We start from the raw sequence: 24,915 nt of genomic DNA, 5'->3' as shown, positions 1-24,915 counted from the left end.
ATTTAAATAAACCAAAAGAAAAAATAAAACAGGAAATTATTTAGAAAAAATTATCAATTCGATAAGCATCAGAAAATCTAAAGACAAATGAGGGTAATATGATGCAGCCACTCACCTCCCGCCAGAACCGTTTATTGAAATATCTGTTACAACACCAGGGATATGTAACGGTTAGAGATATTGCACATTACCTGGATGTGTCGGAAAAAACGGTCTATCGTGATATGCAATTTGTTGAAGCCTTCCTTTCTGTCTGGAATATTTATCCAGACAAAAAGGTCGGTGCGGGAATCATGTTAACAACGGATGACGACCGACACCTCGCGTTGCTGGAACAGCAAATTGTCGTGGACGACGGGGACACCGATGCCCTGATCAACAATGCTCGCCGCGTCAAAATTGCCTCGCAGCTGTTAAGTGATACGCCTCATGAAACATCCATCAGCAAGCTGTCTGAGCGCTATTTTATCAGCAGCGCCTCTATCGTTAACGATCTGAAAATCATCGAAAGCTGGCTACATCCGCTGGGGCTGGCGCTGGTGCGCAGCCAGAGCGGTACACACATTGAAGGTAGTGAAAGTCAGGTGCGTCAGGCGATGGCCTCGCTCATTAATGACGTGATGCACCATAAAGAACCCGGCCCGCTTAGCCATTCTCGTCTCGACCCCGGTAGCTATAAAGCGCTGATTCATTATTTCGGTGAAGAAGACGTGTCCTTCGTCGAATCGCTGTTAAAGAGCATGGAGCGGCAGCTTTCTTATCCGCTCGGCGAGCCTTATTACATCAACATTTTCACCCATACTTTAATTATGATGCACCGGATTGCGCAGGGAAAAGCGTTAATGATGGCGGAAGAATCGGTGCATCAGCAGGTTGATAATCGCATCTTCTCCATCGCTCAAAACATGGTGAGCCAAATAGAGCTGCGGGTTGAGAGCACTCTGCCTTCTGATGAAGTCTGGTTCATTTACCAATATATTATTTCTTCGGGCATTGTGATGGAGGAGCGGGAAAATAACCAACTGCTGCGTTATCAATTCTCTAACGGTGAATCACGCAGAATCACACGCGCCTTGACGCAGATATTTTCTGATTTAATCAATATCGACCTGCGCACGGATAAGTTATTACATGAAGGATTACTTATTCACATCAAGCCATTGCTGAACCGTTTAAAATACCAAATACATATTCGCAACCCGTTATTAGACGATATAAAAAGCGAGTTTGTCGATATTTATGAAATGACGCAGCAAGCCATGAGTGAAGTCTGTCAGCGGTTCCAATTAAAACCGGTCGCTGAGGATGAAGTCGGCTATTTGACTATTCATTTTCAAGCCGCGCTGGAACGCCAAATTGCGCATAAACGTATTCTGGTGGTGTGCTCCAGCGGTGTCGGAACGTCCCATCTGTTAAAAAACCGTATTCTGCGCGCGTTTCCTGACTGGATTATTGTTGGCGTGATCTCTGCCAGTAATATGCAAACGTTTTGCCAACAGGAAGAGATTGAGCTGATTATTTCCACGATTCATCTGGAAGAGCAACACATTCCCGTCGTCTATGTTTCCGCCTTTTTTAATGACGATGACATTAAGCGCGTTACCGAAAAAGTTATCGCTAATCAATTGCATCAGGCCGTCCCTCACTGATTATCGGCCTAACGTTAATTTTTTAATTTTATAGATGAGGTGTGATCAATGGATATCAATAAAATACTGAATGCTAATCGTGTGAAGTTAAACATGTCCGCAACCAATAAAGACGAAGCCATTAATGAATTAACCGATCTGTTATATGCCGATGGGGCCATTACCAATAAGCAGGATTTTATTCACGACGTCTGGTTACGCGAAGCGGAAGGATCGACCGGTTTTGAAAATCATATTGCGATCCCTCATGGGAAATCCTCCGCCGTCAAACAGACCACGCTCGCGATTGGCCGCACCCGTCAGGATATTCCCTGGGAGACGCTGGACGGCAGCCAGGTTCGCTGCATTATTCTTTTTGCCGTGCGTCTGGAAGATCAGAACACGACACATATTCGCCTGCTGTCTCAGGTTGCCAGTGCACTGGCCGATGATGAGGTGATTGCTCAACTGCTCGACGAATCCGATCCCCATAAAATTATTCGGCTGTTTAGTCAGTATGCAGAAACAGCCCCTGTCACTCCGACATAAGACGAGGCTCAAAATGAATATTGTTTGTGTTGCCGCCTGCACGGCCGGTATTGCGCATACCTATATCGCACGCGAGAAACTCATTAAGGGTGCGAACGCCTTAAATTACGCCATTAAAGTGGAAACCCAAGGCACCATTGGCACTGAAAATGAATTAACGCCCGAGGAGATAGCCGCAGCCGATGTCGTTATTCTGGCCATCGATATCAAAATAACAGGCGAAGAACGATTTAAGGGTAAACCCGTCGTTCGAGTAAAAACGGAGGTCGTTATTAAATCTCCCATTAAATTTCTGGAAAAAGTCGCTAGTTCTTTAGCGGGTGCCTGAATAGCTCATTTTTCGGGGTAATCATAATGAACACCAGAAAAATCACTGTTGGACAGGAAATAAAACGGCATCTCCTTACCGGTATTTCCTGGATGATTCCGCTGATTGTCGCCGCCGGGATCTGTATTGCACTCGGTCAGGTTATCGGCGGCCCGGATGTCGGTAAGCAAACCGGCAGCATTGCGTGGATGCTCAACCAGATCGGCGGCTGGGGCATGGGGCTGATTGTGCCGCTCATCAGCGCCGCCATCGCTTACTCCATTGCCGACCGCCCCGGCTTCGCTCCCGGCCTGATCGTGGGCTTTATCTGCGGCCAGATTCAAACCGGCTTTATCGGCGGTATTCTCGGCGGCTTCTTAGTCGGCTACACCGTGCTGCTGCTGCGTCGCTACATCAAACTGCCCACCTCGATGCAGGGGCTGATGCCCGTCATGATCCTGCCGCTGCTCAGCACCATTATCGCCGGGCTGCTGATGATGACGTTTATCGGCCAGCCCATCGTCTGGCTGCAAAAAGCGCTGATTCATCTGCTGGAATCCATGCAGGGTGGTTCGAAATTCCTGATGGGCGCGATTTTGGGAGCGATGGCGACCTTCGATTTCGGCGGACCGGTGAACAAAACGATGTCGCTCTTCGCGGATGGCATGCTGGTTGACGGCATCTACGGGCCGGAAGCCGTCAAATTTGTCGGCTCAATGATTCCGCCTTTCGGCATCACGCTGTCCTTCCTGCTAACCCGCTACAAATACACCCGCGCTGAAAAAGAGGCGCTGAAAGCCGCCTTCCCGATGGGGATCTGCATGATTACCGAAGGGGTGATCCCAATTGCCGCACGCGACCTGTTCAGAGTCGTCGCCAGTTGCGTCGTCGCCTCGGCCATTGCGGGCGGGCTCATCATGGTCTGGGGCGTGGAGGCTCCCGTGCCACACGGCGGCATGTTTGTGGTTCCGCTGTTTACCAAACCGCTGATGTTCTGTCTGGCGCTCGGTATTGGCACGGTCATCTGCGGCGTGATGCTGTCGCTGATTAAGAAACGCGTCACACAGGCAGATGAAGAGTTCGACGACGTTGACGACAGCAGCGTGCGTGACGAAGACATTAAATTCACTCTCGAATAACAGGAGCCGCCATGTATGCCGCAATGAAAGCCCTCATTGATGACGCGTATCAACAGCAGTATGCCGTGCTCGCCATCAACTGTTTCAATCTAGAGACCGCCCGTGCGGCCATTGCCGCCGCCGAGCAACAGCGTGCGCCGCTGATTCTTAATGTGTATCAGGGTCACTGCGCACACTTTCCTCCGCATCTCGCGGTGCCGCTGGTCAACGCGCTGGCCGAGCAGGCCACCGTTCCGGTGGCGCTCAGTCTGGATCACGGCACAGCTTTCAGCCTGATTGGGCAGGCGTTCCGCGCAGGTTTTACCGGGCTGATGATCGATGCCTCCAGCCACCCGCTGGCAGAAAACATCCTGCGCACCCAGCAGGTGGTGACCATCGCGGCGACCGTAGGCGTCTGTGTGGAAGGCGAGCTTGGGCATATCGCCGACGCCCCCGTCTACGACCAAGAGGATGCCGCGGTGAAAATGACGCAGGTGGAAGACGTCGCTCCCTTTATCCACCAAACCGGTATCGACCTGCTTGCCGTGTCGGTCGGCACCGCTCACGGCATTTATCCACCGGGGGTGACGCCACAGATTGATTTTGAGCGTCTCGAAGCCCTGCATCAGGCATCGACCGTACCGCTGGCGCTGCACGGCGGTAGCGGAACCAAGGCCGACGACATTCGCCGCGTGAGCCGACACGGTGTCGCAAAAATCAACGTCGGCGCGGCCGTTTTTGAGGCTGGCAAAACCGCGTTGCAGCAGGCGCTACATCAGCACCCAACGACAGAGCTGTCCGACCTGCTGGCAACGATGGAATCCGCCTGCCGCGATGTGGTCGCCGATTATCTCAGTTGGTCAGGTTCCGCCAACCAAGTCTGACCGTTCGCCCTTTACCGACTTTCGCCATCAGTGGTTTTCCACTGGTACAGGAACGTTTTGCCCTTTATCCGACACAGGAGAGACATAACATGTTGATTTCAATGACCGACATCCTTAAACCCACGCGTGAGCATCGTTTCGCTATCGGCGCCTTTAACGTGGCCGACAGCTGTTTTATCCGCGCCGTGGTGGAAGAAGCCGAAGCAACGCATACCCCGGCCATTATCTCTATCCACCCGAGCGAGCTGGAATTCGTGACCGATGAATTCTTCGCCTATGTGCGAGAAAGAACGCTGCGCAGCCCGGTGCCGTTTGTCATTCACCTCGATCATGGCGCATCGATCGCACACGTTCTGCGCGCTATTCAGTGCGGGTTTACCTCCGTGATGATCGACGGTTCGCTGCTGCCTTATGAAGAAAACGTGGCGCTCACGACCGAAGTGGTGAAGCTGGCGCATGCCGTTGGCGTTTCCGTGGAGGGGGAATTAGGTACGATTGGCGATACCGGCACCACGATAGAAGGCGGCGTCAGCAAAGTAATCTATACCGATCCCGAGCAGGCGGAAGATTTCGTCAACCGAACCGGCGTTGATACGTTAGCCGTCGCTATCGGCACCGCGCACGGCATCTATCCCAAAGACCTGAAGCCAGAGCTGCAAATGCATATCCTGCGGGATATCTCGCAGCGGGTTTCTATTCCGCTCGTCCTGCACGGCGGTTCCGCCAACCCAGACGCCGAAATTGCCGAAGCGGTGACGCTTGGCGTGGGCAAAATCAATATCTCCAGCGACATGAAATTCGCCTATTTCCAGAAAGCGCGGGAAATCCTCAGTCGTGAAACCTGGTGGGATCCTAATGCCATCTACCCGGAACCGATTAACGCGGCAAAAGAGGTGATTCGCTACAAAATGGCGCTCTTCGGCTCAATAGGAAAAGCCGATTTATATTGATTCGCTAAACGCATTGAACAAGGCAAGGGAAGGATTCTCTTGCCTTTTTACTTCACCCACATTATTTCAATATGACGTCCACCGACTTCTGATTGTTGATATTCAGTCAACAGTGTTATGCGCTAGCGCACATTTTTCTGCACTGCTCTCTCCTCTAGACTACGCCCAACATCTTCGCTGATAACCGATTCGAGAACAGACCTATGCAGAACATTTTGCTGATTAACGCAGGCAAATCATTCGCCCACTCCAAAGGTGAGTTGAACCAAACCCTTACCGATGTCGCCGCCAATTTTCTGCGCGATAAAGGCCACGACGTCCGCGTGACGATCGTGGACAACGGCTATGATATTGAACAGGAAATTCAGAACTACCTGTGGGCGGACACCATCATTTACCAGATGCCCGGATGGTGGATGGATACACCGTGGATCCTGAAGAAATACATCGATGAGGTGTTTACTGCTGGTCACGGTTCGCTTTATGCCAGCGATGGTCGTAGCCGTTCAGATGCCAGTAAGAAATACGGTTCTGGTGGATTGTTGCAGGGTCGGAAATACATGCTGTCTCTGACGTGGAATGCGCCGCTGGAAGCCTTCAACGATCCAGAACAGTTTTTCCACGGTGTGGGCGTGGACGGCGTGTATCTGCCGTTCCATAAAGCGAACCAGTTCATCGGGTTATCCCTACTGCCGACCTTCATCTGCAATGATGTGATGAAAGAACCGGACGTCCCGACTTATCTTGCAAATTACCGCCAGCATCTGGACGAACACGTTGCCTGATCGGTGTTTTAGGTCCCTTTCTACCGCTGTGGGTCACGCCTCACAGCGGATTTTCCGCGAGCGTCTCGCTCATGAAATCGAGAAAGCAGGTAATGCGCGCCGCTAGCTGACTATTGCGATAATACACTGCGTAGACCGGCAGACTGGCGTCCACCGTCTCTTCGGTGAGGATCGGCACCAGTCGCCCCGCCGCTAAATCTTCCCGAATCAGGAAGTTGGACATGCGCACAATCCCTTCGCCCCGTAGCGCCAGCTGACGCAATATCTCACCGTTTGATGCCGACAGAGTGGGCGTGATGGGATAGAAATCCTGAAGCTCGTGCCGCAGCGGCCAGTGATTCAGTGACTCCGACTGAGTAAACCCCAGACAACAATGATTGGCCAATGACTCAACCGTCACAGGTGTACCATGCTGTTCCAGGTAGTCAGGGCTGGCGACGATTCGCAGCTTGCTTGCGCCGAGCGGTCGGGCATGAATAGTGGAGTCTTTGAGCGTGCCAATGCGAATGGCGATATCGGTATGCTGTTCAAGCAAATCAATAATGAAATCATCGGTATTGAGTTCAAGAACGATCTTGGGATAGCGGCGGCGAAATTCCGGCACCAGCGGCACAATCACATGCTGCATAAATGCCGAACCTGAGTTAATCCGCAGTCGTCCGCTCGGTTGCTCGTGGCGCAGCAGCACCTGTTCTTCAGCATGTTCCACGGCGTGAATCACGCCACGGGCGTGCTCAAGAAACATCATGCCCTCTTCAGACAGCGAGAGGCGTCGCGTAGTACGATGCAGCAACGTCGTCCCCAGCTTGTCCTCCAGACGCCGCAGCGCCCGGCTGATACCCGACGTGGTTTGCCCAAGCTGCTCCGCTGCCGCCGTGATCGAACCGGTGTCGATCACCACCACAAAAGCCTGAAGTTCCTCAAGCGTGACTTTCATAAGCGCGTACACCTGCCGTCGATTCGGTATTCACCAAACGTTATCGTGTACTCGCATCATACCGCAGCCACCTGTAAATGACCGCCACCGTCTGAACATCATCCTGCCGACGCGGCTTATCCACCTCGGCAAGATGAAACAGGATAAAGCTCGCGTTAAGCGTTAGATCCGCCATCCACCGTGATCCCGGTTCCCGTAATCTGCCGGGCTGCCGGGCTCGCCAGAAACGCGACGGCTGCCGCAATGTCTTCAGGCTTGCCATAATGACCCAGTGCGATCGACGAACGCTGCGCCTCGGAATACTCACCGTCAGCCGGGTTCATATCGGTATCGGTTGACCCCGGATGCACCAGATTCACGGTGATACCATTCGGCCCCAGCTCACGCGCCAGCCCGCGGGTGAAAGACAGTAGCGCCGATTTAGACATCGCGTAGACCGACATTCCCGGCATCGGAACACGCTCGGCGACACTCGATCCTATCGAGATAATACGACCTCCCTGACCTAAATGCGGGATGGCCGCTTGCGATGCCAGCAACACGGCACGCACATTCACGTTCAGCGTGTCGTCAATATCCGCCAGGCTCAGTTGCGACAGCATGCCGCCGCGGGCAATCCCGGCGTTATTGACGAGAATATCCAGACCGCCCAGCGCGTCTGCTGCCTCATTCACCGAACGCACAACGGCTTCGGCGTCCGCGCTGTCGGCCTTTATCGCGAAGGCGCGACGGCCTTTTGCTTCAATCGCCCGCACTACCTCCAATGCCCGTGCCTCAGAGTTCTGGTAGGTGATCGCCACATCTGCGCCTTTCTCCGCCAGTTCAAGCGCAATGGCCGCACCAATGCCGCGAGATGCGCCAGTCACCAGCGCTTTTTTACCTGCAAGTTCGGTCATCGTTTATCCTATTTTGTAGTGATTGATATATAATGTTATAAACGCCCTCTGGGTAACCGTCAATCCATTTATGTAACGAACGATGCAGAATTCATTTACTCCTAAAAACGTAGCAACGGAACGTCCTGCCAAAGGGCGACCACGGGCGTTCGATCGCGAAAAAGCGCTGGAAAAAGCGACACACCTTTTCTGGCACAAGGGCTTTTCTGCCACCTCCATGTCCGATCTCACTGCCGCAATGGGGATCGGATCGCCCAGCCTGTATGCCGCGTTTGGGTCGAAAGAGGAGCTGTACGCCGAAGCAGTTCGCTATTACGCCGAACACTACGGTCCGCGCGTTTGGGCGGGTTTCGATAGCGCCCAGACGGCCCGTGATGCCGTTCAGGCCTACCTGATGGATTCCGCTGCAGCGCTTACCGGGGCAAACGGTTCAGACGACCCTCCCGGCTGTATGTTGGTGCTGTCCGCCGTCGGCGAAGAGGGAAATTCTACCCTTGGCGCTATCGTGCGGGACGCGCGCGCACAGGCGCTGAAAAAGCTAGAAACACGCTTTAAGCAAGCGGTGTCCGAGGGAGAATTGGACGCCGCGCTGAATGTTAACGGGCTGGCGCGCTATGTTCTCGCGATACAGGGCGGAATGGTGCTGCAATCACGCGATGGCACCAGCCGCTCGGAGCTTGAGAATATCGTTCAATACGCCCTGTCAGGATGGGATGCGCAGACCACGAAAGGTTGAAAAACTGAACAGTGGCGGTTGAAAATGTCACGCCTTAGCCTGTTTCAGGCTAAGGACGATGACCCATCAATGCATTACGGAATGAGTACCATGGTTCGTGTGGCAGAACGAGATTCAAGCTGGCGGTGCGCTTCTTCTGCGCTTTCCAGTGGCAGTTCCAACGGGGGCTCGATTTTAACGCCGCCGGATGCCATTACCTCAAACAGCGCGCGGCTCATGGTAATCACATCCTCACGCTCATGTAGGTACTGAGTTAGCCCCGGCCATGTGGCATAAAGTGACCCTTTTTCAGCCAGAATGCGGATATCAAAAGGGGGAATCGCGCCAGATGCCATTCCGTAGCTAACGAAGTATCCAAACGGGCGCAGGCAGTCAAGAGAACCGGGGAAGGTTGCCTGGCCTACGCCGTCGTAGACGACATCACAACCTTTACCGCCGGTAATATCCTTCACTCTCTCGACAAAATTCTCTTCGTTATAATTGATAACGTGGTCGCATCCGTTACGTCGGGCGATAGCGGCTTTTTCAGCCGTGCCCACCGTGCCGATGACGGTAGCGCCGAGCTGTTTAACCCACTGGCTCAGTATGGAGCCCACGCCACCCGCTACAGCATGAATCATAACGGTCTGCCCCGGTTTCACCTTGAACGCTCTGTGGCTCAAAAAGTGGGCGGTCAGCCCTTTGAGCATCGACGCCGCCGCCGTGACATAACTCACTGAATCAGGCAGATGAACGACAAAATGCTCAGGAACGATGCTCATCTCTGCGTAGGCACCGAGAGTTTCTACATAGGCAATGCGGTCGCCGGGTTTAAAGCCGGTCACGCCAGCACCGACGTCAACGATTTCACCTGCTGCCTCTTTTCCTGGTACAAAAGGGAATGAGGCTGGCGGGAATACGCCGCTTCGGGAATAAATATCCGTAAAATTGACCCCCACCGCCCTATTTCTGACGAGAATTTCGCCAGCCCCCAGTTTACCCAAACTCATATTCTCTGGAGTAAGAACGTCGGGGCCGCCAGTTTGATGTATGCATATCGCTTTCATTAATTCCTCCTTTTCTCTTTTAGCAAAAGTAATAGGAGCGTGAAACATGCCCCTTGGTTAGCGAATTAATTAATCCCTTCCCACCAGGCACCGAATTTCTGCTGTGTATTATCAAGCTCAATCGGCTCACCAATTTTTGGCGTCAGAAGCTGATAATTTTTTCCTTTGCTGACCGCAGTAATACGCTTGAAGGGATCGTCCCAAGGGTGACTTGCAAGCGCAAAGCGCCCGACGTGAGCAGGAAGCAGAGATTTCGCATTTAATTCGAGGGCAACACGCGAGGCTTCTTCTGGGGTCATATGAATATACGGCCACAGTGGATCATATTGCCCCATATCGAGAGCAACCAGATCAAAGTGTTTAAAGCGAGCCGCGATGTCCTGATAGTGAGGACCGTATCCGCTATCGCCACTTAACAGAATGCGCTTGCTGCCGGATTCAATCACATACCCTGTCCAAAGCGTTTTATTGGCTGTCAGCGCTCGACCAGAATAGTGACGAGCCGGGATTGAATAAAATGTCAGTTCAGATTGAGTGTTGAACGCATCATTCCAGTCCAACTCATAAATTTTTGCCTCTGAATATCCCCAACGAACAAAATCCTGGCCGACGCCCAGTCCAGTAATCACGCGGTCTACCTTGCTTTTAAGCTGGCTGATCGTTGGGTAATCGAGGTGATCATAGTGGTCATGCGTAATGAGCAGATAATCAATATCCGGCATATCCTCGACACTGTAGAGCGTCGTTCCTGTGAATGCCGTACCACCCAATGCAACCGGAGAGGCCCGCTCACTGAAGACCGGATCCACCAACATACGCTTGCCGTCTAACTGAATGAAATAAGACGAATGCCCCAACCAGATGACCGTGTCCGTATTTCTATTGAGATTTTTCAGATCCGTTTTCACAACGGGCAACGGTGTTTCTGGAACAAGCCGAGATGTTTTGGCAAACAGATAGCTAATATTAACGGTAAGGAAATTATTTCCTTCTGAAAACATCGGCGTATTGATCTGATTTCTAAACTCACCATTAACATAATTAGCTGATTTTTCAATTCGCTCAAGGCGAGTACCTTCGGGTTGCTCACCAAAAACCGGCGTTCTGAGGAAGAAGAACACCGATGTCGTAATGATCAGAAGTAACAGAATAATTACGGAAATTAACTTTCTTTTTTTAATAACCATCATATTTACAGCCTACAGAGATAAAGGAAAGGCAATAATAAAATGCCTGACTCGGTAAACAGGCCCACCGATTAACTCACGGTGAGCCTTCGGAAAATCATGAAAAATGGATCGGTTTTATTCCCTTTCGAATGCATAACGAAGCCATACGATGCCCTCATCCAGTATTTCACTGGACAGTAGACGTAAAGAAACGCCTTTTGCTGGCTTTTCACCTTCTTCACCAAGGTAGTGAAAAATACTTGGTGCACTCGCCAATCCATCAATCCCCGGATAAATAAGCAGACTCAGTTCATCAATCAGTCCTGCTTTAAGGAAAGTACCATTGGTTATTCCACCGCCTTCAAGCAGGAGGGTCTCAATGCCGAAATCTTTATTCAGCGTTTCCATTGCCTGATGGAGATCCGCCCCATCATCTCCAGCAAAAAGATAGGAAACACCTTCTTCACGTAGCTCAGATAGATAAGAATCAGAGACATTATTGCCGAGCACTGCGACGAAATGCTCATCACCACGATGTGATTTACCGTAATGCAGCTTGCCGTGTGGGTCGATGGCAACGGCGATACTGCGGCCATTGCGGTGACCAATGAACGTATGGCGCATATCCGTTGCAGCCGGGTAAGCTATTCCGCGTTTCCCTTTTGCCATCGGCTCCATACTCTTGCGGCCAACCACCCATCCTTGCGCCTCCAAACGAGAGGCGACAGTTTCATAGGTTGAGCTGACAATATTACGATCTGTCCCTTTTGCGGGTGCTGTCCATCGCTCGACCTGTAATCGGCCATCGACTGAACTGATCATATGGCAAATAATTTTAGGTCTCATACGGGTGTGCATATCTTTAAACTCCTGACGCTAAATCCAGACATTATTTATATTCAACGACTGATATATTCATTTTCACGCTGTTATTTTTCGTCAGCCACGCAAAATAAGCCGAGCCAAGCAATAAAATCAGGCCGAATGCGAAAGGGCTCCACCACCCTACCGAATCGAAAAGCACACCTCCCAGACCGGCACCTAATGTGATGGCAGCCTGAATCACGGCCACCATCAGGCCACCGCCAGCCTCGGCATCATGAGGGAGTGCCTTACTCAACCACAGCCCCCAGACGACAGGCATCGGTGTGGCAATCAATCCCCACAGCGCAAGGAGGATGCCGACAGCCATAAATGAGGTTCCCATTTCGATCAGCAGCCCAGCAATAACGGCCATGAACAACGGGATGGCAATCAGATACGCAAAGAGTCGACGTTGCAGTAAATGCCCAATAAACCAGGTGCCAATCAGCCCAAATCCACCAAGTGCCAATAACAGCAACGATAACTGTGTGACAGAAATCTGCGTAATCTCCTCCAGAAACGGTCGAAGATAGGTGAACACCGCAAACTGCCCCATAAAGAAGAACATAATGCCCGTCATGCCCAGCGACACCTGTGGAATACGCAGAAGGCGAAAGGGGTTAACCGATACGTTCTTATCTTTATTACCCGGCATAGAGGGAATACTGCGCCACTGCCAGATAAACGCGATTACGGCCAGAGGAACGACAATGAAAAACGACCCACGCCAGCCAATGTACTGACCGAGGAAACTTCCGAGCGGTGCCGCTATCGTCGCAGCCAAGGCATTTCCGCCGTTAATCAACGCGAGCCCCTTTGCCACAGCATGCGTGGGAACAAGGCGCATTACCGTCGCCGTGGACATCGACCAGAATCCCCCAATTGCCACGCCCAGCAACGCTCGTCCCGACATAAACATCACGCCATTCGACGCAAACGTGACAATCAAACCTGAGAGGGTAAGAAGGAAGGTAAAGCCGATCAGCACTTTTTTACGATCCAGATGACCGGTCAACGGGGTATTCAGCAGGCTCGTGATAACGGCAAAGAATCCGGAAACGGAAATAGCCTGACCCGCCTGTCCTTGGCTAATCGCCAGATCCTGAGCGATCGGCGTGAGGAGGCTGACGGGCATAAATTCAGAGGCGATAAGTACAACCACGCCCAGTGCCATTGAAAACACCGCCCCCCATACTGGGTGATGAGTTGGCTCTCCTGATGCTGTTGTCTTATTTAATGCATTCATTACGTCGTTCCATTTTCAAACTATGTGCAAATACTAATTGACCAAGCGAGTGTTGATTAGATAAGGCAATTGCCATGTGCTTGTGAAAAAAATTCAGCAATACAAAAAAGCCAGATATCGCGCGAGTAATCGCATCACGCACCTGCTGCCAGAACCCATGTTTCCCTCTCTATGGATAACGGATTGCTGCTCGTTGGGGGTGGGATAATTGAGGGGAGAAGAAAATGCAATTCGGATGATTTCTACGCGTAAAAGATAAAAAGTCAGTCCGGTTTTTATTGCCGGACGACTTTTTAAAATTACGACATCAGTAATGTCATGCATATATTTTTTTCCTTGCCAGGAAAATGGGGCGTATACGTTATATTGCGGCTTTTATTTATAAATCTTTGCAGTACCGGTGAGAAAGTCATTACCGCTGATAGAGACGACTTTAAATGACTTCGCTCCCAGTCTTTCCGCTTTTTCCTGTAGTAATTGCGTTACATCATCAACCGATGATCCACCCGCCACGCGGATAAGCGTATGATTTTCATTATGGTTCACAGTAGACACTTCCTGTGCAGCCAGAACGCTGCCAGAGAAAGGCAGGATGAAAAGTGCAGTCAGAATCATTTTCTTAAACATAAAAATTACCTCATAAAGTAGGGAAGGGAATGAACTATATTGCGAGAGGTAATTTATCAAGCACGCTTTCTCTGATAAATAGGGTTTTAATAAATGGGCTTTTGAGAAAATTTCATTAATCGTTATGCCAGAAAACTGAACAGCACCATCTTGAATCCTATGGACGTAAATTAGGCTTATTTTTGTCAGCATTCCACAATAATGATTAATGAATTGTCAGGTATATAAAGTTATGTAAAGCACCACGATAGATAAAAACCTGAATGATGTAAAGCACGCTGTGATGTAAAAATAGAACCACGCCTAACGTCTTATAATAAAAATCATGCATAAAAAAAGGCCGCATAAGCGGCCAAAGAGACACAGTTGTGGGTATGAATAAGAGGGAAAACGCTTACCATGATGATTGCTCTTGCAAAGCGTGGGCCTTATGAGAAACCCACCGCTTTATTTCAGGCCAGCATGCACAGTAACGGGCACAGTAAAATCATTTCGATCCCCTACAGATACGTACAAGCCACATTGACTATAATCTAGCGATCAAAGATTTTCAGATAACACATTGCTCTGAAATTCTTGCCTGATTGTATGAATTGTTGATGGGTAGAATAGGCGGGTCAATTTGGGCGGAGTATTATGATGGCTGATTAGAGGGAGGAAAATAGGTTATGTCAGAGAAACCCGAAATAATGCGATGCGATGATCTTGCAGAGATCATCAGTAGATATCTGGCCGACGAAGGCGATATCGACACTGGCATCGCGGAACTGTCCTTGTTTCGCCGTAATATCCCTGAACAGCCGTCATTCTGTATGGTAGAACCGAGCATCATACTTGTCGTGCAGGGGACGAAGCAGATTATTGCGGGCGGCGATACCTACCGGTATGACCCTTCGCGCTTCCTTCTGACATCGCTGGATCTTCCCGCCACCTCACAGGCAATAACGGCGAGCCCAGACGTCCCTTGTCTTGGCCTGATGCTCAAACTGGATATGCAGATGATTTCTGAAATTATCCGGATTAATGGCGATCTCATCACCAAAAGAAGTCAGACGCCTAAAGGGATCGAAACGGGCCTGGTAACGCCTCCCCTCCTTGATTCATTCCGCCGCCTGCTTGCGCTGCTTGACGAACCAGAGGCGATTCCTGTTCTCGCCCCTTTGCTGAAAAAGGAAATTCATTACCGGCTGATTAAAAGCGATCAGGCGCAAAGGCTGTGTGAAATAGCGTCTATTGAATCGCATGGGTATCGCATCGCTAAAGCCATTGACTGGATGAAACTGAATTATACCAGCGCAATAAAAATCGATGAGCTTGCCGCCAAAGCCCAGATGAGCCGACCCAGCTTTCACCACCACTTTAAGCAACTGACCTCGATGAGCCCCATTCAGTACCAGAAATGGCTCAGGCTTAATGAAGCGAAGCGTTTGATGTTAAATGAGCGCCTTGATGCGGCCACCACATCCTACCGTGTCGGTTACGAAAGTCCGTCTCAGTTCAGCCGTGAGTACAATCGGTTATTTGGCTCACCCCCCAAAAAGGACATTAATAGCCTCAAGGGTAAATAAGTTAGGGTGAAATACATCCGTCGGCCCTGATATTTTCTCTTTAGCAATGGGCTCAAACATGCTGGCCAACTAAGGGATTTTTATCACTTTAGGTAAGGCTTGTTTATTTGTGAAAAATATTCGGTGATGAGGTTTCATAAGCATGAATGACATCCTGGCCTTCCTTGCAGTCGCAAAAGAACAAAGTTTTACCCGTGCTGCTACCCGGCTCGGCGTCAGCCCTTCAGCACTCAGCCATACCATCCGTAATCTGGAAGAGAGGCTTGGGGTACGTTTACTGACCCGCACCACCCGTAATGTGGCCCCGACTGAAGCAGGGGAACGGCTAATGACATCCGTAGGGCCGCTCTTTGACCAAATCGGGGCGGAAATAGAGAAAATTGGCGAACTGAGAGATAAGCCAGCAGGAACGATTAAAATCACCTGTTCTGATGATGCTGCCGAACAAATTCTACGTGCGGCGCTGCCCGCTTTTTTTGAAGAATATCCTGATATCAATGTGGAAATCAGCATTGATTATGGCTTCACAAATATTGTCGAGCAGCGTTTTGATGCGGGGATTCGAATGGGGGAATCCGTCAGCAGGGATATGATTGCAGTAAGGCTGGGCCCAGACTGGCGACTGTCCGTTATCGGTTCACCCGCCTATTTCAAAAAGAACCCTGTCCCCATTCACCCTCACGATTTAACCACGCACAAATGCATCAATATACGCCATTCGTTTGGCGGCAGTCTTTATGCCTGGGAGTTTGAAAAAGAGGGGCGAAGTATGGCCGTCCGGGTAAACGGGCAACTGACCGCTAACAGCAATATTCATATCCTGAACGGTGCGCTTGATGGGATCGGCCTTGCCTATATTCCCGATTTTATGGCTCAGCCTTACATTGAAGATGGCCGCCTCATTGAAGTCCTGACAGACTGGTGCCCTTATTTTTCTGGATTCCATCTCTACTATCCCAATCGGCGCAATGCTTCCCCTGCATTCTCAGCCTTTGTGGCTGCGATAAGATACAAGGGAAAGAAATAAACCATGGTATGTGGCCGATACCGTCAGTCAAACGGAACGGTCGGCCATTTCCTCTTTGGCGCCCTGGCACCGAGAGATAGCGAATTAGCGTGCAGGTAAATTCAACATCTTGCGCAGCGTCGCTTCATCCGTGTCTGCCTCATCGATAGGCGTGCCATCTTCAAAGACGCGTGAAGATGCCAGATTACCCGTGATGACCGGAGCACTTCCCGCATCGCGTACCAGTTGTGCGGCAACATCCAGTGCTTCGGTATCATCACTCGCAATCGGGATCGCGAGCGTCGTGCGGCGACCGTTTGCCGAAGCATCAATTGCCGTCGCATTCACCGCACTGAAAGCACGAACTAAACGTACACCGGGAAGCAGCCGTGCAGAAGTCGCCCCCACCCCATCCCGACTCGCCGCCCTCATCAAATCCCCATCGCGGAACGCCGTTGGGTTACTCGCATCGAGCACAATTTTACCGCGGAGCTCTTCCTGCAAATCCCGACCAATACCCGGCAGCGCCGAGTAAGGCAGAGCAACCAGGATGACGTCTCCGAAGCTTGCAGCCTCTTTTGGCGTACCGACTGAAGCCCGTGGACCAAGGGCTTCCGCCATGGAGCGCAACTCTTCTGGATGGCGACTGGCGAACATCACTTCATGTCCAGACTTCACCCATGCACGGCCGACAGCGCCCCCAAGCTTCCTGAGCCGATTACGCCGATACGAATTTTTTGCGTTTCTGCAAAAGCGCTAATCGTCGTCAATGATGCGACGACCATCACCGCGGTGCACAACAGGGCGCGTATAGAAAATTTCATCGTTTTTTCCTTCTAGAAAAGTATTTCGATTAACTGACGTGTGCCATTCATACCGTCATCGGATTACTGCTACGTATTCACCGGAGGCGAACTTTCTGTCATTGAGACGCCTGTGGCAGAGCGTTCCTGCGCTTTTTCCTGTTGAACATGCGCCCGGCCTAGCCAAATGCTGATTGCTAACCAGATGATCGACAGCGGTACCCCCACTAAAGCGATCTGGCTGATGCCCAGACCAAGCGCCATCAGGCCCGCGTAACTCCAACTCGCGACCTGATCGCCGCCGCGATAGATCACCGTGTCGATGAAGTTCTTAGCCTTATAGCGATCTTCACGCTTACTCGATGTGAACAAGACCTCTCGCGCAGGACGAGCAAGAGCGAAGTTAGCAACCCGACGCGCCACCTGTGCCACGACAAACACAATCACGGTTGGATAGGCGGTGAGGCCAGCAAACCCGATAACGCTCACAAGGGGCAAAACGCATAGCGTCAGCAGAACGCCGAATCCAGCCATCAGTCGGCCTGTCAAAAATATTTGAACAAACAGCGTGATGGCGTTTACCCAGAAATCGATGTTGGCAAAGAATGCCGTCCGCGCTTCACGGGTTGGAAAATTGACCTCAGCGATACTCGCCTGCTGAAAATAGAGAAAGGTGGACGTGATGGAATAGATGAGCACAAAGCACGCAATACCCAGTAAATAGGGAGAGCGAAATGTATGTATCATTCCTGTAAAAATACCGCCGCCGACTGGCTTACTTGCCTCATCTTGCGGTGTAGCAATCCGCAATGAACCGCTTGCACGTGACAATTTAGCCGACGCCAATACCGCGACCTCTAACAGGATGATAGAGATAGCAATAAGCCAGGTTCGCCCGATATGCTCAATCAGGCCGCTTGTGATGGCTGAACCTAATAGCCCGCCAAAGGTTGCCCCAGCAGATAAAATGCCAAACAGGCGTTTGCCTTGTCCGCTATTAAAAATATCCTCTATGAACGACCAGAAGACGGAAACCACAAATAAATTGAAAACCGACACCCAAATAAAAAATGCCCGGCCAACCCAAACCTGATGCGCCTCTGAACTACTCGTCATAAGGACGATAAAAATAACTAAATTTGCGGCAAAAAATCGATACGCGATCGCAATGAAGCGTTCTCTCGAATAGCGCCGTACGATATATCCATAAATAGGGCTAACGAGCAGCATAACAATCAAGGTACCAGTGAACAGCCAGGGTAGATTACTGACTCCACCGGTCACCCCCAATTCATCTCGAATAGGCCGCAAGACATAGTAAGCGAGAAATAAAGCAATGATATAAATAAGCGACCAGCCTACTAAAGATGCTTCTTCAGGCCTTATGCCCGTTAGCCGTTGCAAAGGGCCTGGAATAACTTGCCTCTCTTTATACATTTTCTCTTAAACCCTCGTAAATCTTGCGCCTAACTATCGATGGATAATCGTCATGAAAGCCGCAGAAGTACGGCCTGGTGTTTTTATATTGATGGATGAATTGATCTATAACTAGTGGGTGAATTTTTAATGAGTTTGTGAGAAAAACTCAGCAATCTCTCATACAGAAAAAAGGGGCATCCGCGATTAAAAAATTATCCCTTGGTTTGTCTGAAAACTATGCGCGATAAATTTTTAAGGCACTCTGATATACCAAAAAAAATATGATGAATGACGACGTAACATGGGTGGAAAAAAGAAAAGGTCATCTGGCAGATTGCAGAATGTGCATCCAGATGACCTTTATTGGCCTTATTTCAGATTCTTGCCAAAGAAGTCAGTGATCTTATCAAACGGGATCTTGTCCATGCGGTCGTAAAGATCGACATGGTTAGCATCCTTGATAATCACAAGCTCTTTCGGCTCAGCTGCGGCCTTATAAGCGTCTTCAGTGAAATAGCGAGAGTGTGCTTTATCACCAACAATAAACAGAATTGGACGCGGCGAAATTTCTTTGATGTACGTGAGCAGCGGCATATTCATGAACGCCATCGGGCTGGTGCCGGTGAATGCGCCCGAAGAGGCCACTGAGTTCTTATGGAAGCCACGCGGCGTGCGGTAGTATTCGAAGAATTCTTCGGTGACCGGATTCGGGTTTGCCGGCAACGTCTCTGGAAGGATTCGTTTGGCGATCTCGACATTGCCGTTCGCATCAACGTAGAAGTCGTGAGCGCCTGGAGCTGGCGTGCCACGCTCGGCGTCCGTCCAGCGCTGCTCGCTCAGGCGGGTCAGGATCTTAGTCCGGTTCTCCAGCGACAGACTATCTTCGAAACCCTTACCCATCAGGCGCGACATGTCGTACATGGTGGCGGTGACGACAGCTTTAACACGCTTGTCGACGGCCACGGCATTGAGGGCCATACCACCGAAGCCGCAGATACCAATGACGCCGATGCGGTTGCGATCAACCGCAGGGTGCAGGCCAAGGTAGTCCACTGCGGCCATGAAGTCCTCGGTATTGATCTCAGGGGACGCCACGTTGCGAGGTTCACCACTGCTCTCACCTGTATAGGACGGATCAAATGCGAGGGTAACAAAGCCACGCTCAGCCATAGTTTGTGCGTACAGACCAGAAGATTGTTCTTTAACCGCGCCAAAAGGGCCGCTCACGGCAATCGCAGCAAATTTTTTGTTACCACGATTTTTCGGGAGATACAGATCGGCGGCCAGAGTAATGCCGTAGCGATTCTTGAAAGTGACTTTCTGATGGTCGACCTTCGTGCTCTGCGGGAAGGTTTTATCCCATTCTTGGGTCAGTTGTATGGTTTGTCCCTTGCCATTAGCAGGATTACTTTCTGCCAAAGCGGGATGTGCACTGACAAACATCGCAGTACAGGCCATGATGGCACCGCGAATAAATTGTTTGCGAGAAAGCAGATGGCTCATTGAATCTACTCCTTAATTTATATGTTAAACATCGAGCAACGACAGTACGTTTTTCAGCATCAATCTCCCTGCTTCCTGAGGGAAAATATCGCGATGCCAAGAAACGCCTATTGCTTGGTATATTCACAACAGGTATTGACCGAGCGACAATGCTTCGTCTTGGTCGGATTAAAGAAAGTAAAACGTTTCATGCCACGTGCCTTCGTCATTAAATACAAATCACGTAACAGCTATTTCCCTAACGCCCCTTCTTGTAAGAAATCACTGAGGGTATAGAGAAAGTGATTACGGGTAAGATGGAAAAACCCAAATGGATTTGCCTTACCCATCGACATTCTTCCCCATCTGTCCTCCGCATCGATATACAAATTATCTCGATTTATTGCCTTATAATCTGAGAGTGTAGATTTTTGGAAGAAAAAATAGCGCGCTTCAGATTTAGACAATCAGGCAAGTATTCAAGGGAATTGTGTTATTCCATCGTCGAGTGATGGCCTGATGATAGGCAAGGTTACCTGTGCCTATCTGCCACCTGTAAGCAGTCACCGTCTTGCTCGGGGGAGAAGAAATCATTCAACTTTTTAGGGGAGTAAATATAGTGATAAAGCGTTCTCTACTTTTATCATTGCTTATGGCTTCAACCGTCGTACATGCTCAGGAATTTCAGGTTAAGAGTAATGATATAAAACAAGGAGAGGAGATAGGGAATACTTTTATTCAAAACGGATCCGGCTGCTTTGGAAAAGATATATCACCTCAACTCTCCTGGTCAGGAGAGCCCGCAGAGACGAAAAGCTTTGCGATTACGGTGTATGATCCTGACGCCCCAACGGGGAGTGGATGGTGGCATTGGACGATGGTGAACATCCCTAAAAATGTCCACAGCCTGGAAAGAGATGCAGGAAACAGAAATGGAAAAAATATTCCTGCCGGTGCCGTTCAGGGGCGTACCGATTTTGGTAGTCCTGGCTATGGTGGTCCTTGCCCTCCAGCAGGAGACAAAACACACCGCTACCACTTCAAAGTCTGGGCGCTTAACGTCGATAAACTGCCAATTGATGAACAATCCAGTGGTGCATTGGTTGGTTATATGTTGAATACGAACAAGCTAGCCGAAGCAGAATTAGTCGCTCATTCAACGCGATAAGAGAACGGATGACTATGCGCAGCGGATGACATCTACCATACGCTGCGCGTACCGTTATTCAGCGAGTAGCATCAACATCACGTTAAATTCCCTCTCATAAAATATTTATAAATCAAATACATTACCAACCTAGCGATGATTTAATTTTTCACTCTCTGAAAAATGATTACTGAATTTAATTCAGTGGCCTTTCAAATGAGGGCCCATTTATCACCATATTATTTTCAGGTAGCATTTCTCTCATAGCATGACTTATCTAAAAGATAGGTAGAGAACCAGAAATATTATTTCCCCCACAAGGAACGTTTTCAATAAATAACCCAATGGCGCAGAGACGCTGACCGGAAAACCGATTGAGATAATCTATCGGGAAACAACAACGGGTAATAAAAACATCGAAAGTAATTCAATAAGCTTTGGGATTTATTGAAAAAATAGATCAATCCACGTCTGTAGAATAATCTGGATTAGAGCTTCAGGTTATAGGGATTCCTGACATATTTGCGCAAACTCAACCTTTAAACGAAGCAGGTGAAATTATGCAATTAACGCAAGAATGGGATAAAACCTTTCCTAAAAGTGATAACGTTGACCATGAAAAAGTCACGTTCAGAAACCGCTATGGGATTACCCTTGCCGCGGACCTTTATCAGCCAAAAGATCGCAACAAAGCGAAGCTTCCCGCCATTGTATTCAGCGGGCCTTTCGGTGCGGTTAAAGAACAAGCCTCTGGTTTGTATGCGCAGACGCTTGCCGAACGTGGATTCGTTACGCTGGCGTTTGACCCTTCTTTCACGGGCGAAAGCGGTGGCAATGTAAGAGATACGGCATCACCGGAGATTTTTACAGAAGATTTCAGTGCCGCTGTCGATTTCATTGGCCTTCTGCCTTCCGTTGACCGTAACCGCATCGGTGCTATGGCAATCTGTGGTCTCAGTGGTATGGCGATTACCGCAGCATCCAGCGACTCTCGCATCAAGGCCGTCGCCACGGCGTCCATGTACGATATGTCACGCAGCATGAGCCGTAGCTATCGTGACAGTTACACACCTGAGCAACGTAATAAGGTCATTGACTACATTAGCCAGCAGCGTTGGGTTGATGCGGAAAATGGCACCTTTTCCCGTGGTTACCACGAGGTTCCCTTCGATGCTAATGGCGATATTATTACGAGCGAGCACCTTTTTCCCGAGAGCCTTCCACAGGATGCTAACCCGATTGTCGTCAGTTTTTACGACTACTACTGTAAGCCGCGCGGTTTTCACTCTCGCTCAATTAACTCTACTACTGCGTGGACCGCGACCACACCGATGCCTTTCTTTAGCTTCCCGCTGATGGGAAATATTGACAGGGTAGCCCCCCGACCTATGATGCTGGTCGCTGGCGAAAACGCGCACTCGCTGTATTACTCAGAGGATGTTTATCAGGCAGCCAGTCATCCCAAGGAATTGGTTATTGTGCCAAATGCAGATCATGTTGATTTGTATGACAATACAGACAAAATTCCTTTCGACCGTCTTGAGACGTTTTTCAAAGATAACTTGAAGTAGCACGATGGCAGGCCTCAGACAAGCTCCGGTCAGAGGTCTGCATCTCATAAGTACCAACCGTCGTAGCCAGATGAACGACGACGATACTTCGTCATCTTCCCGTAGATAGCAGAATGTAGGCACAGGCATGGATTTGAGGCGGGGCGGAAATTGTTTTCCCACCACTGAATTCATGGTGGGAAAACGAGAGTTTTTGCTATTAAGCGGCAGTTAGACCTCGATCTCTGCCTTATCGCCCTTCTCTTGCAGCCAGTTGCGGCGATCTTCAGAACGCTTCTTCGCTAGCAGCATATCCATCATCGCCATCGTCTGATCCATATCTTCTTCACTGATGGTCAACTGCACCAGACGGCGAGTGTTAGGATCCAGCGTGGTTTCACGCAGCTGTAGCGGGTTCATTTCACCCAGACCTTTAAAGCGCTGCACGTTCGGCTTGCCTCTCTTGCGCTTAAGCTGCTCCAGCACGCCCGCTTTTTCCTCTTCGTCCAGCGCGTAGTAAACCTCTTTGCCCAGATCGATGCGGTACAGCGGCGGCATGGCGACATAAACGTGCCCGCCCTGAACCAGCGCCCGGAAATGACGGACAAATAGCGCACACAGCAGCGTCGCAATGTGCAAACCATCAGAATCCGCATCCGCCAGGATACAGATCTTACCGTAACGCAGCTGGCTGAGATCGGTGCTGTCAGGATCGATACCGATCGCGACTGAAATATCGTGTACTTCCTGCGACGCCAAGACCTCATCGGAGGAGACTTCCCAGGTATTCAGGATCTTACCTTTCAGCGGCATGATCGCCTGAAATTCACGCTCGCGCGCCTGCTTCGCCGATCCGCCCGCCGAATCCCCTTCCACCAGGAACAGTTCCGTCCGGTTGAGATCCTGCGAGGTACAATCCGCCAGTTTGCCGGGCAGCGCCGGCCCGCTGGTCAGCTTTTTACGCACCACTTTTTTGGCGGCACGCATACGGCGCTGCGCGCTGGAAATCGCCAGCTCGGCCAGCTGTTCCGCTGCCTGCACGTTCTGGTTCAGCCACAGGCTGAAGGCATCTTTCACGACACCAGACACAAATGCGGCGCACTGACGAGAAGAGAGGCGTTCTTTAGTCTGCCCAGCAAACTGCGGTTCCTGCATTTTGACCGACAGCACGTAAGCACAGCGTTCCCAGATGTCATCTGCACTCAGCTTCACGCCGCGCGGCAGAATATTGCGGAATTCGCAGAATTCACGCATCGCATCCAGCAACCCCTGACGCAGGCCGTTAACGTGCGTCCCGCCCATTGGCGTCGGGATGAGGTTAACGTAGCTTTCCGTCAGCAGCTCGCCGCCTTCCGGCAGCCAGAGCAGTGCCCAATCCACGGCTTCAGTATCGCCAGTAATCGCCCCCAGAAACGGTTTTTCCGGCAGCGTGATCAGGCCATTTATTGCCTCGCAGAGGTAGTCATTCAGGCCATCCTGATAGCACCAGCGCTGCTCGGTGTTGTTAACTTTATCTTTGAAGATGATTTCCACACCGGGACATAAGACCGCTTTGGCCTTCAGCAGGTGCGTCAAACGAGATACGGAAAAACGAGGGCTGTCGAAGAACTTCTCATCCGGCCAGAAATGCACGCGCGTTCCGGTGTTGCGGCGTCCACAGGTGCCGGTTACCGTCAGTTCCTGCACTTTGTCGCCGTTTTCAAACGCGATGTCATGCACCTGACCATCGCGCTTAACGGTGACTTCAACACGGGTAGACAGGGCGTTCACCACGGAAATCCCGACGCCGTGCAAGCCGCCCGAGAACTGGTAGTTTTTACCAGAAAATTTGCCGCCTGCGTGCAGACGACACAGGATCAGCTCAACGGCGGGTACGCCTTCTTCCGGGTGGATATCCACCGGCATCCCACGACCGTCATCAATCACTTCCAGCGACTGATCGGCGTGTAGAATCACATCAATTCGGCGTGCATGGCCCGCCAGCGCTTCATCAACGCTGTTATCTATGACCTCTTGTCCCAGATGGTTAGGACGCGTGGTATCGGTGTACATTCCCGGACGACGGCGCACCGGTTCCAGTCCGCTGAGTACTTCAATCGCATCAGCGTTATAACTTGATTGAGCCATAGTTTGCGTTAATTCTTTGAGTTCAGTGAATGGTGTTTAACGAACCGCTTTCGGCGATTCGTTTTTCAATG

Annotated in this window: 24 protein-coding genes; 12 read left to right on the top strand and 12 right to left on the bottom strand. The window is 50.4% G+C overall.

Translation table 11 applies throughout. The annotated features are described in order from the left end of the window. Window positions 1-98 precede the first annotated feature (98 nt). The 7 genes from BJJ97_RS07195 (at window position 99) to BJJ97_RS07165 (ending at window position 6,221) form a co-directional block, all read left to right on the top strand. On the top strand, window positions 99-1,649 hold the full coding sequence (locus BJJ97_RS07195) for a BglG family transcription antiterminator (RefSeq protein WP_095993490.1): 1,551 nt from the start codon (window positions 99-101) through the stop codon (window positions 1,647-1,649). Window positions 1,650-1,697: 48 nt separating this feature from the next. Beyond that, the gene (locus tag BJJ97_RS07190; protein WP_010280230.1) at window positions 1,698-2,177 is read left to right on the top strand and encodes a PTS sugar transporter subunit IIA; all 480 of its coding nucleotides are present in this window, start codon (window positions 1,698-1,700) and stop codon (window positions 2,175-2,177) included. Between the two features lie 13 nt (window positions 2,178-2,190). Further along, window positions 2,191-2,505: a PTS fructose transporter subunit IIB gene (locus BJJ97_RS07185; RefSeq protein ID WP_010280229.1), complete on the top strand. Its 315-nt coding sequence runs from the start codon at window positions 2,191-2,193 to the stop codon at window positions 2,503-2,505. Window positions 2,506-2,531: 26 nt separating this feature from the next. After that, complete coding sequence (locus tag BJJ97_RS07180) at window positions 2,532-3,623, top strand: PTS fructose transporter subunit IIC (RefSeq protein WP_010280227.1); 1,092 nt, start codon at window positions 2,532-2,534, stop codon at window positions 3,621-3,623. Between the two features lie 11 nt (window positions 3,624-3,634). Then, on the top strand, window positions 3,635-4,486 hold the full coding sequence (locus BJJ97_RS07175; RefSeq protein WP_095993489.1) for a class II fructose-bisphosphate aldolase: 852 nt from the start codon (window positions 3,635-3,637) through the stop codon (window positions 4,484-4,486). Window positions 4,487-4,575: 89 nt separating this feature from the next. After that, window positions 4,576-5,436 (top strand): ketose-bisphosphate aldolase, encoded by an 861-nt coding sequence (locus BJJ97_RS07170; RefSeq protein ID WP_095993488.1) that lies wholly within the window; start codon window positions 4,576-4,578, stop codon window positions 5,434-5,436. Window positions 5,437-5,639: 203 nt separating this feature from the next. After that, window positions 5,640-6,221: an NAD(P)H-dependent oxidoreductase gene (locus tag BJJ97_RS07165; RefSeq protein WP_095993487.1), complete on the top strand. Its 582-nt coding sequence runs from the start codon at window positions 5,640-5,642 to the stop codon at window positions 6,219-6,221. 40 nt (window positions 6,222-6,261) lie between these two features. Here the strand turns inward: BJJ97_RS07165 and BJJ97_RS07160 are convergent, their stop codons facing one another. Beyond that, on the bottom strand, window positions 6,262-7,158 hold the full coding sequence (locus BJJ97_RS07160) for a LysR family transcriptional regulator (RefSeq protein ID WP_095993486.1): 897 nt from the start codon (window positions 7,156-7,158) through the stop codon (window positions 6,262-6,264). Between the two features lie 155 nt (window positions 7,159-7,313). Continuing rightward, window positions 7,314-8,054: a 3-oxoacyl-ACP reductase family protein gene (locus BJJ97_RS07155; RefSeq protein WP_095993485.1), complete on the bottom strand. Its 741-nt coding sequence runs from the start codon at window positions 8,052-8,054 to the stop codon at window positions 7,314-7,316. 82 nt (window positions 8,055-8,136) lie between these two features. Between BJJ97_RS07155 and BJJ97_RS07150 the strand changes: the two genes are divergently transcribed. Further along, a complete protein-coding gene (locus BJJ97_RS07150) occupies window positions 8,137-8,790 on the top strand; it encodes a TetR/AcrR family transcriptional regulator (protein WP_095993484.1) in 654 nt (217 codons plus the stop codon). Between the two features lie 74 nt (window positions 8,791-8,864). On the opposite strand, the gene BJJ97_RS07145 is transcribed toward BJJ97_RS07150, so the two are convergent. The 5 genes from BJJ97_RS07145 to BJJ97_RS22050 all read right to left on the bottom strand — a co-directional run bounded on the left by BJJ97_RS07145 (window position 8,865) and on the right by BJJ97_RS22050 (window position 13,742). Continuing rightward, a complete protein-coding gene (locus BJJ97_RS07145; protein WP_095993483.1) occupies window positions 8,865-9,836 on the bottom strand; it encodes a quinone oxidoreductase family protein in 972 nt (323 codons plus the stop codon). A gap of 65 nt (window positions 9,837-9,901) precedes the next feature. Beyond that, complete coding sequence (locus BJJ97_RS07140) at window positions 9,902-11,026, bottom strand: MBL fold metallo-hydrolase (RefSeq protein WP_227003571.1); 1,125 nt, start codon at window positions 11,024-11,026, stop codon at window positions 9,902-9,904. Between the two features lie 114 nt (window positions 11,027-11,140). Then, window positions 11,141-11,863 carry a dihydrofolate reductase family protein gene (locus BJJ97_RS07135; RefSeq protein ID WP_227003570.1) on the bottom strand — a complete coding sequence of 241 codons (723 nt, stop codon included), beginning with the start codon at window positions 11,861-11,863 and terminating at the stop codon, window positions 11,141-11,143. A gap of 31 nt (window positions 11,864-11,894) precedes the next feature. Continuing rightward, the gene (locus BJJ97_RS07130) at window positions 11,895-13,115 is read right to left on the bottom strand and encodes an MFS transporter (RefSeq protein ID WP_095993482.1); all 1,221 of its coding nucleotides are present in this window, start codon (window positions 13,113-13,115) and stop codon (window positions 11,895-11,897) included. A 375-nt stretch (window positions 13,116-13,490) separates the two neighbouring features. After that, a complete protein-coding gene (locus tag BJJ97_RS22050) occupies window positions 13,491-13,742 on the bottom strand; it encodes a YdgH/BhsA/McbA-like domain containing protein (protein WP_157910743.1) in 252 nt (83 codons plus the stop codon). 668 nt (window positions 13,743-14,410) lie between these two features. On the opposite strand from BJJ97_RS22050, the gene BJJ97_RS07120 reads away from it, so the two are divergent. Beyond that, entirely contained in the window at window positions 14,411-15,310 is a 900-nt protein-coding gene (locus tag BJJ97_RS07120; protein WP_095993480.1) for an AraC family transcriptional regulator, read from the top strand. Window positions 15,311-15,452: 142 nt separating this feature from the next. After that, window positions 15,453-16,337, top strand: coding sequence for a LysR family transcriptional regulator (locus BJJ97_RS07115; RefSeq protein WP_095993479.1), 885 nt, complete (start codon window positions 15,453-15,455; stop codon window positions 16,335-16,337). A gap of 84 nt (window positions 16,338-16,421) precedes the next feature. Here BJJ97_RS07115 and BJJ97_RS07110 read toward each other — a convergent pair whose 3' ends face one another. From BJJ97_RS07110 to BJJ97_RS07100, 4 genes are all read right to left on the bottom strand, one after another. Continuing rightward, complete coding sequence (locus tag BJJ97_RS07110; RefSeq protein ID WP_264372066.1) at window positions 16,422-16,973, bottom strand: NADPH-dependent F420 reductase; 552 nt, start codon at window positions 16,971-16,973, stop codon at window positions 16,422-16,424. Window positions 16,974-16,990: 17 nt separating this feature from the next. Then, window positions 16,991-17,140: a hypothetical protein gene (locus BJJ97_RS22250; RefSeq protein WP_227003568.1), complete on the bottom strand. Its 150-nt coding sequence runs from the start codon at window positions 17,138-17,140 to the stop codon at window positions 16,991-16,993. Between the two features lie 69 nt (window positions 17,141-17,209). Next, a complete protein-coding gene (locus tag BJJ97_RS07105) occupies window positions 17,210-18,556 on the bottom strand; it encodes an NTP/NDP exchange transporter (protein ID WP_095993478.1) in 1,347 nt (448 codons plus the stop codon). A 351-nt stretch (window positions 18,557-18,907) separates the two neighbouring features. After that, the gene (locus BJJ97_RS07100) at window positions 18,908-20,041 is read right to left on the bottom strand and encodes an alpha/beta hydrolase (protein ID WP_095993477.1); all 1,134 of its coding nucleotides are present in this window, start codon (window positions 20,039-20,041) and stop codon (window positions 18,908-18,910) included. 631 nt (window positions 20,042-20,672) lie between these two features. Here BJJ97_RS07100 and BJJ97_RS07095 point away from each other — a divergent pair. Beyond that, window positions 20,673-21,188, top strand: a complete 516-nt coding sequence (locus BJJ97_RS07095; protein ID WP_095995334.1) for a YbhB/YbcL family Raf kinase inhibitor-like protein — start codon at window positions 20,673-20,675, stop codon at window positions 21,186-21,188. Window positions 21,189-21,727: 539 nt separating this feature from the next. Then, window positions 21,728-22,738: an alpha/beta hydrolase gene (locus BJJ97_RS07090; protein WP_095993476.1), complete on the top strand. Its 1,011-nt coding sequence runs from the start codon at window positions 21,728-21,730 to the stop codon at window positions 22,736-22,738. 210 nt (window positions 22,739-22,948) lie between these two features. On the opposite strand, the gene parE is transcribed toward BJJ97_RS07090, so the two are convergent. Further along, window positions 22,949-24,844, bottom strand: coding sequence for a DNA topoisomerase IV subunit B (parE, locus tag BJJ97_RS07085; RefSeq protein WP_095993475.1), 1,896 nt, complete (start codon window positions 24,842-24,844; stop codon window positions 22,949-22,951). Window positions 24,845-24,915 lie beyond the last annotated feature (71 nt).

This window comes from Pectobacterium polaris, assembly GCF_002307355.1.
Classification (GTDB): Bacteria; Pseudomonadota; Gammaproteobacteria; order Enterobacterales; family Enterobacteriaceae; genus Pectobacterium; species Pectobacterium polare.
This window is presented reverse-complemented; position numbering and strand designations above follow the sequence as displayed.

Excerpts from the sequence above, each read along its gene's own strand:
- BJJ97_RS07150 (WP_095993484.1), top strand. The coding sequence starts at position 8,137 with ATGCAGAATTCATTTACTCCTAAAAACGTAGCAACGGAACGTCCTGCC.
- BJJ97_RS07170 (WP_095993488.1), top strand. The coding sequence starts at position 4,576 with ATGTTGATTTCAATGACCGACATCCTTAAACCCACGCGTGAGCATCGT.
- BJJ97_RS07180 (WP_010280227.1), top strand. The coding sequence starts at position 2,532 with ATGAACACCAGAAAAATCACTGTTGGACAGGAAATAAAACGGCATCTC.
- BJJ97_RS22050 (WP_157910743.1), bottom strand. The coding sequence starts at position 13,742 with ATGTTTAAGAAAATGATTCTGACTGCACTTTTCATCCTGCCTTTCTCT.
- BJJ97_RS07165 (WP_095993487.1), top strand. The coding sequence starts at position 5,640 with ATGCAGAACATTTTGCTGATTAACGCAGGCAAATCATTCGCCCACTCC.
- BJJ97_RS07095 (WP_095995334.1), top strand. The coding sequence starts at position 20,673 with ATGGCTTCAACCGTCGTACATGCTCAGGAATTTCAGGTTAAGAGTAAT.
- BJJ97_RS07175 (WP_095993489.1), top strand. The coding sequence starts at position 3,635 with ATGTATGCCGCAATGAAAGCCCTCATTGATGACGCGTATCAACAGCAG.
- BJJ97_RS07140 (WP_227003571.1), bottom strand. The coding sequence starts at position 11,026 with ATGATGGTTATTAAAAAAAGAAAGTTAATTTCCGTAATTATTCTGTTA.
- BJJ97_RS07130 (WP_095993482.1), bottom strand. The coding sequence starts at position 13,115 with ATGAATGCATTAAATAAGACAACAGCATCAGGAGAGCCAACTCATCAC.
- BJJ97_RS07135 (WP_227003570.1), bottom strand. The coding sequence starts at position 11,863 with ATGCACACCCGTATGAGACCTAAAATTATTTGCCATATGATCAGTTCA.
- BJJ97_RS07145 (WP_095993483.1), bottom strand. The coding sequence starts at position 9,836 with ATGAAAGCGATATGCATACATCAAACTGGCGGCCCCGACGTTCTTACT.
- BJJ97_RS07120 (WP_095993480.1), top strand. The coding sequence starts at position 14,411 with ATGTCAGAGAAACCCGAAATAATGCGATGCGATGATCTTGCAGAGATC.
- BJJ97_RS07100 (WP_095993477.1), bottom strand. The coding sequence starts at position 20,041 with ATGAGCCATCTGCTTTCTCGCAAACAATTTATTCGCGGTGCCATCATG.
- BJJ97_RS07110 (WP_264372066.1), bottom strand. The coding sequence starts at position 16,973 with ATGTTCGCCAGTCGCCATCCAGAAGAGTTGCGCTCCATGGCGGAAGCC.
- BJJ97_RS07185 (WP_010280229.1), top strand. The coding sequence starts at position 2,191 with ATGAATATTGTTTGTGTTGCCGCCTGCACGGCCGGTATTGCGCATACC.
- BJJ97_RS07090 (WP_095993476.1), top strand. The coding sequence starts at position 21,728 with ATGCAATTAACGCAAGAATGGGATAAAACCTTTCCTAAAAGTGATAAC.
- BJJ97_RS07115 (WP_095993479.1), top strand. The coding sequence starts at position 15,453 with ATGAATGACATCCTGGCCTTCCTTGCAGTCGCAAAAGAACAAAGTTTT.
- BJJ97_RS07160 (WP_095993486.1), bottom strand. The coding sequence starts at position 7,158 with ATGAAAGTCACGCTTGAGGAACTTCAGGCTTTTGTGGTGGTGATCGAC.
- BJJ97_RS22250 (WP_227003568.1), bottom strand. The coding sequence starts at position 17,140 with ATGAAATTTTCTATACGCGCCCTGTTGTGCACCGCGGTGATGGTCGTC.
- BJJ97_RS07190 (WP_010280230.1), top strand. The coding sequence starts at position 1,698 with ATGGATATCAATAAAATACTGAATGCTAATCGTGTGAAGTTAAACATG.
- BJJ97_RS07105 (WP_095993478.1), bottom strand. The coding sequence starts at position 18,556 with ATGTATAAAGAGAGGCAAGTTATTCCAGGCCCTTTGCAACGGCTAACG.
- parE (WP_095993475.1), bottom strand. The coding sequence starts at position 24,844 with ATGGCTCAATCAAGTTATAACGCTGATGCGATTGAAGTACTCAGCGGA.
- BJJ97_RS07155 (WP_095993485.1), bottom strand. The coding sequence starts at position 8,054 with ATGACCGAACTTGCAGGTAAAAAAGCGCTGGTGACTGGCGCATCTCGC.
- BJJ97_RS07195 (WP_095993490.1), top strand. The coding sequence starts at position 99 with ATGATGCAGCCACTCACCTCCCGCCAGAACCGTTTATTGAAATATCTG.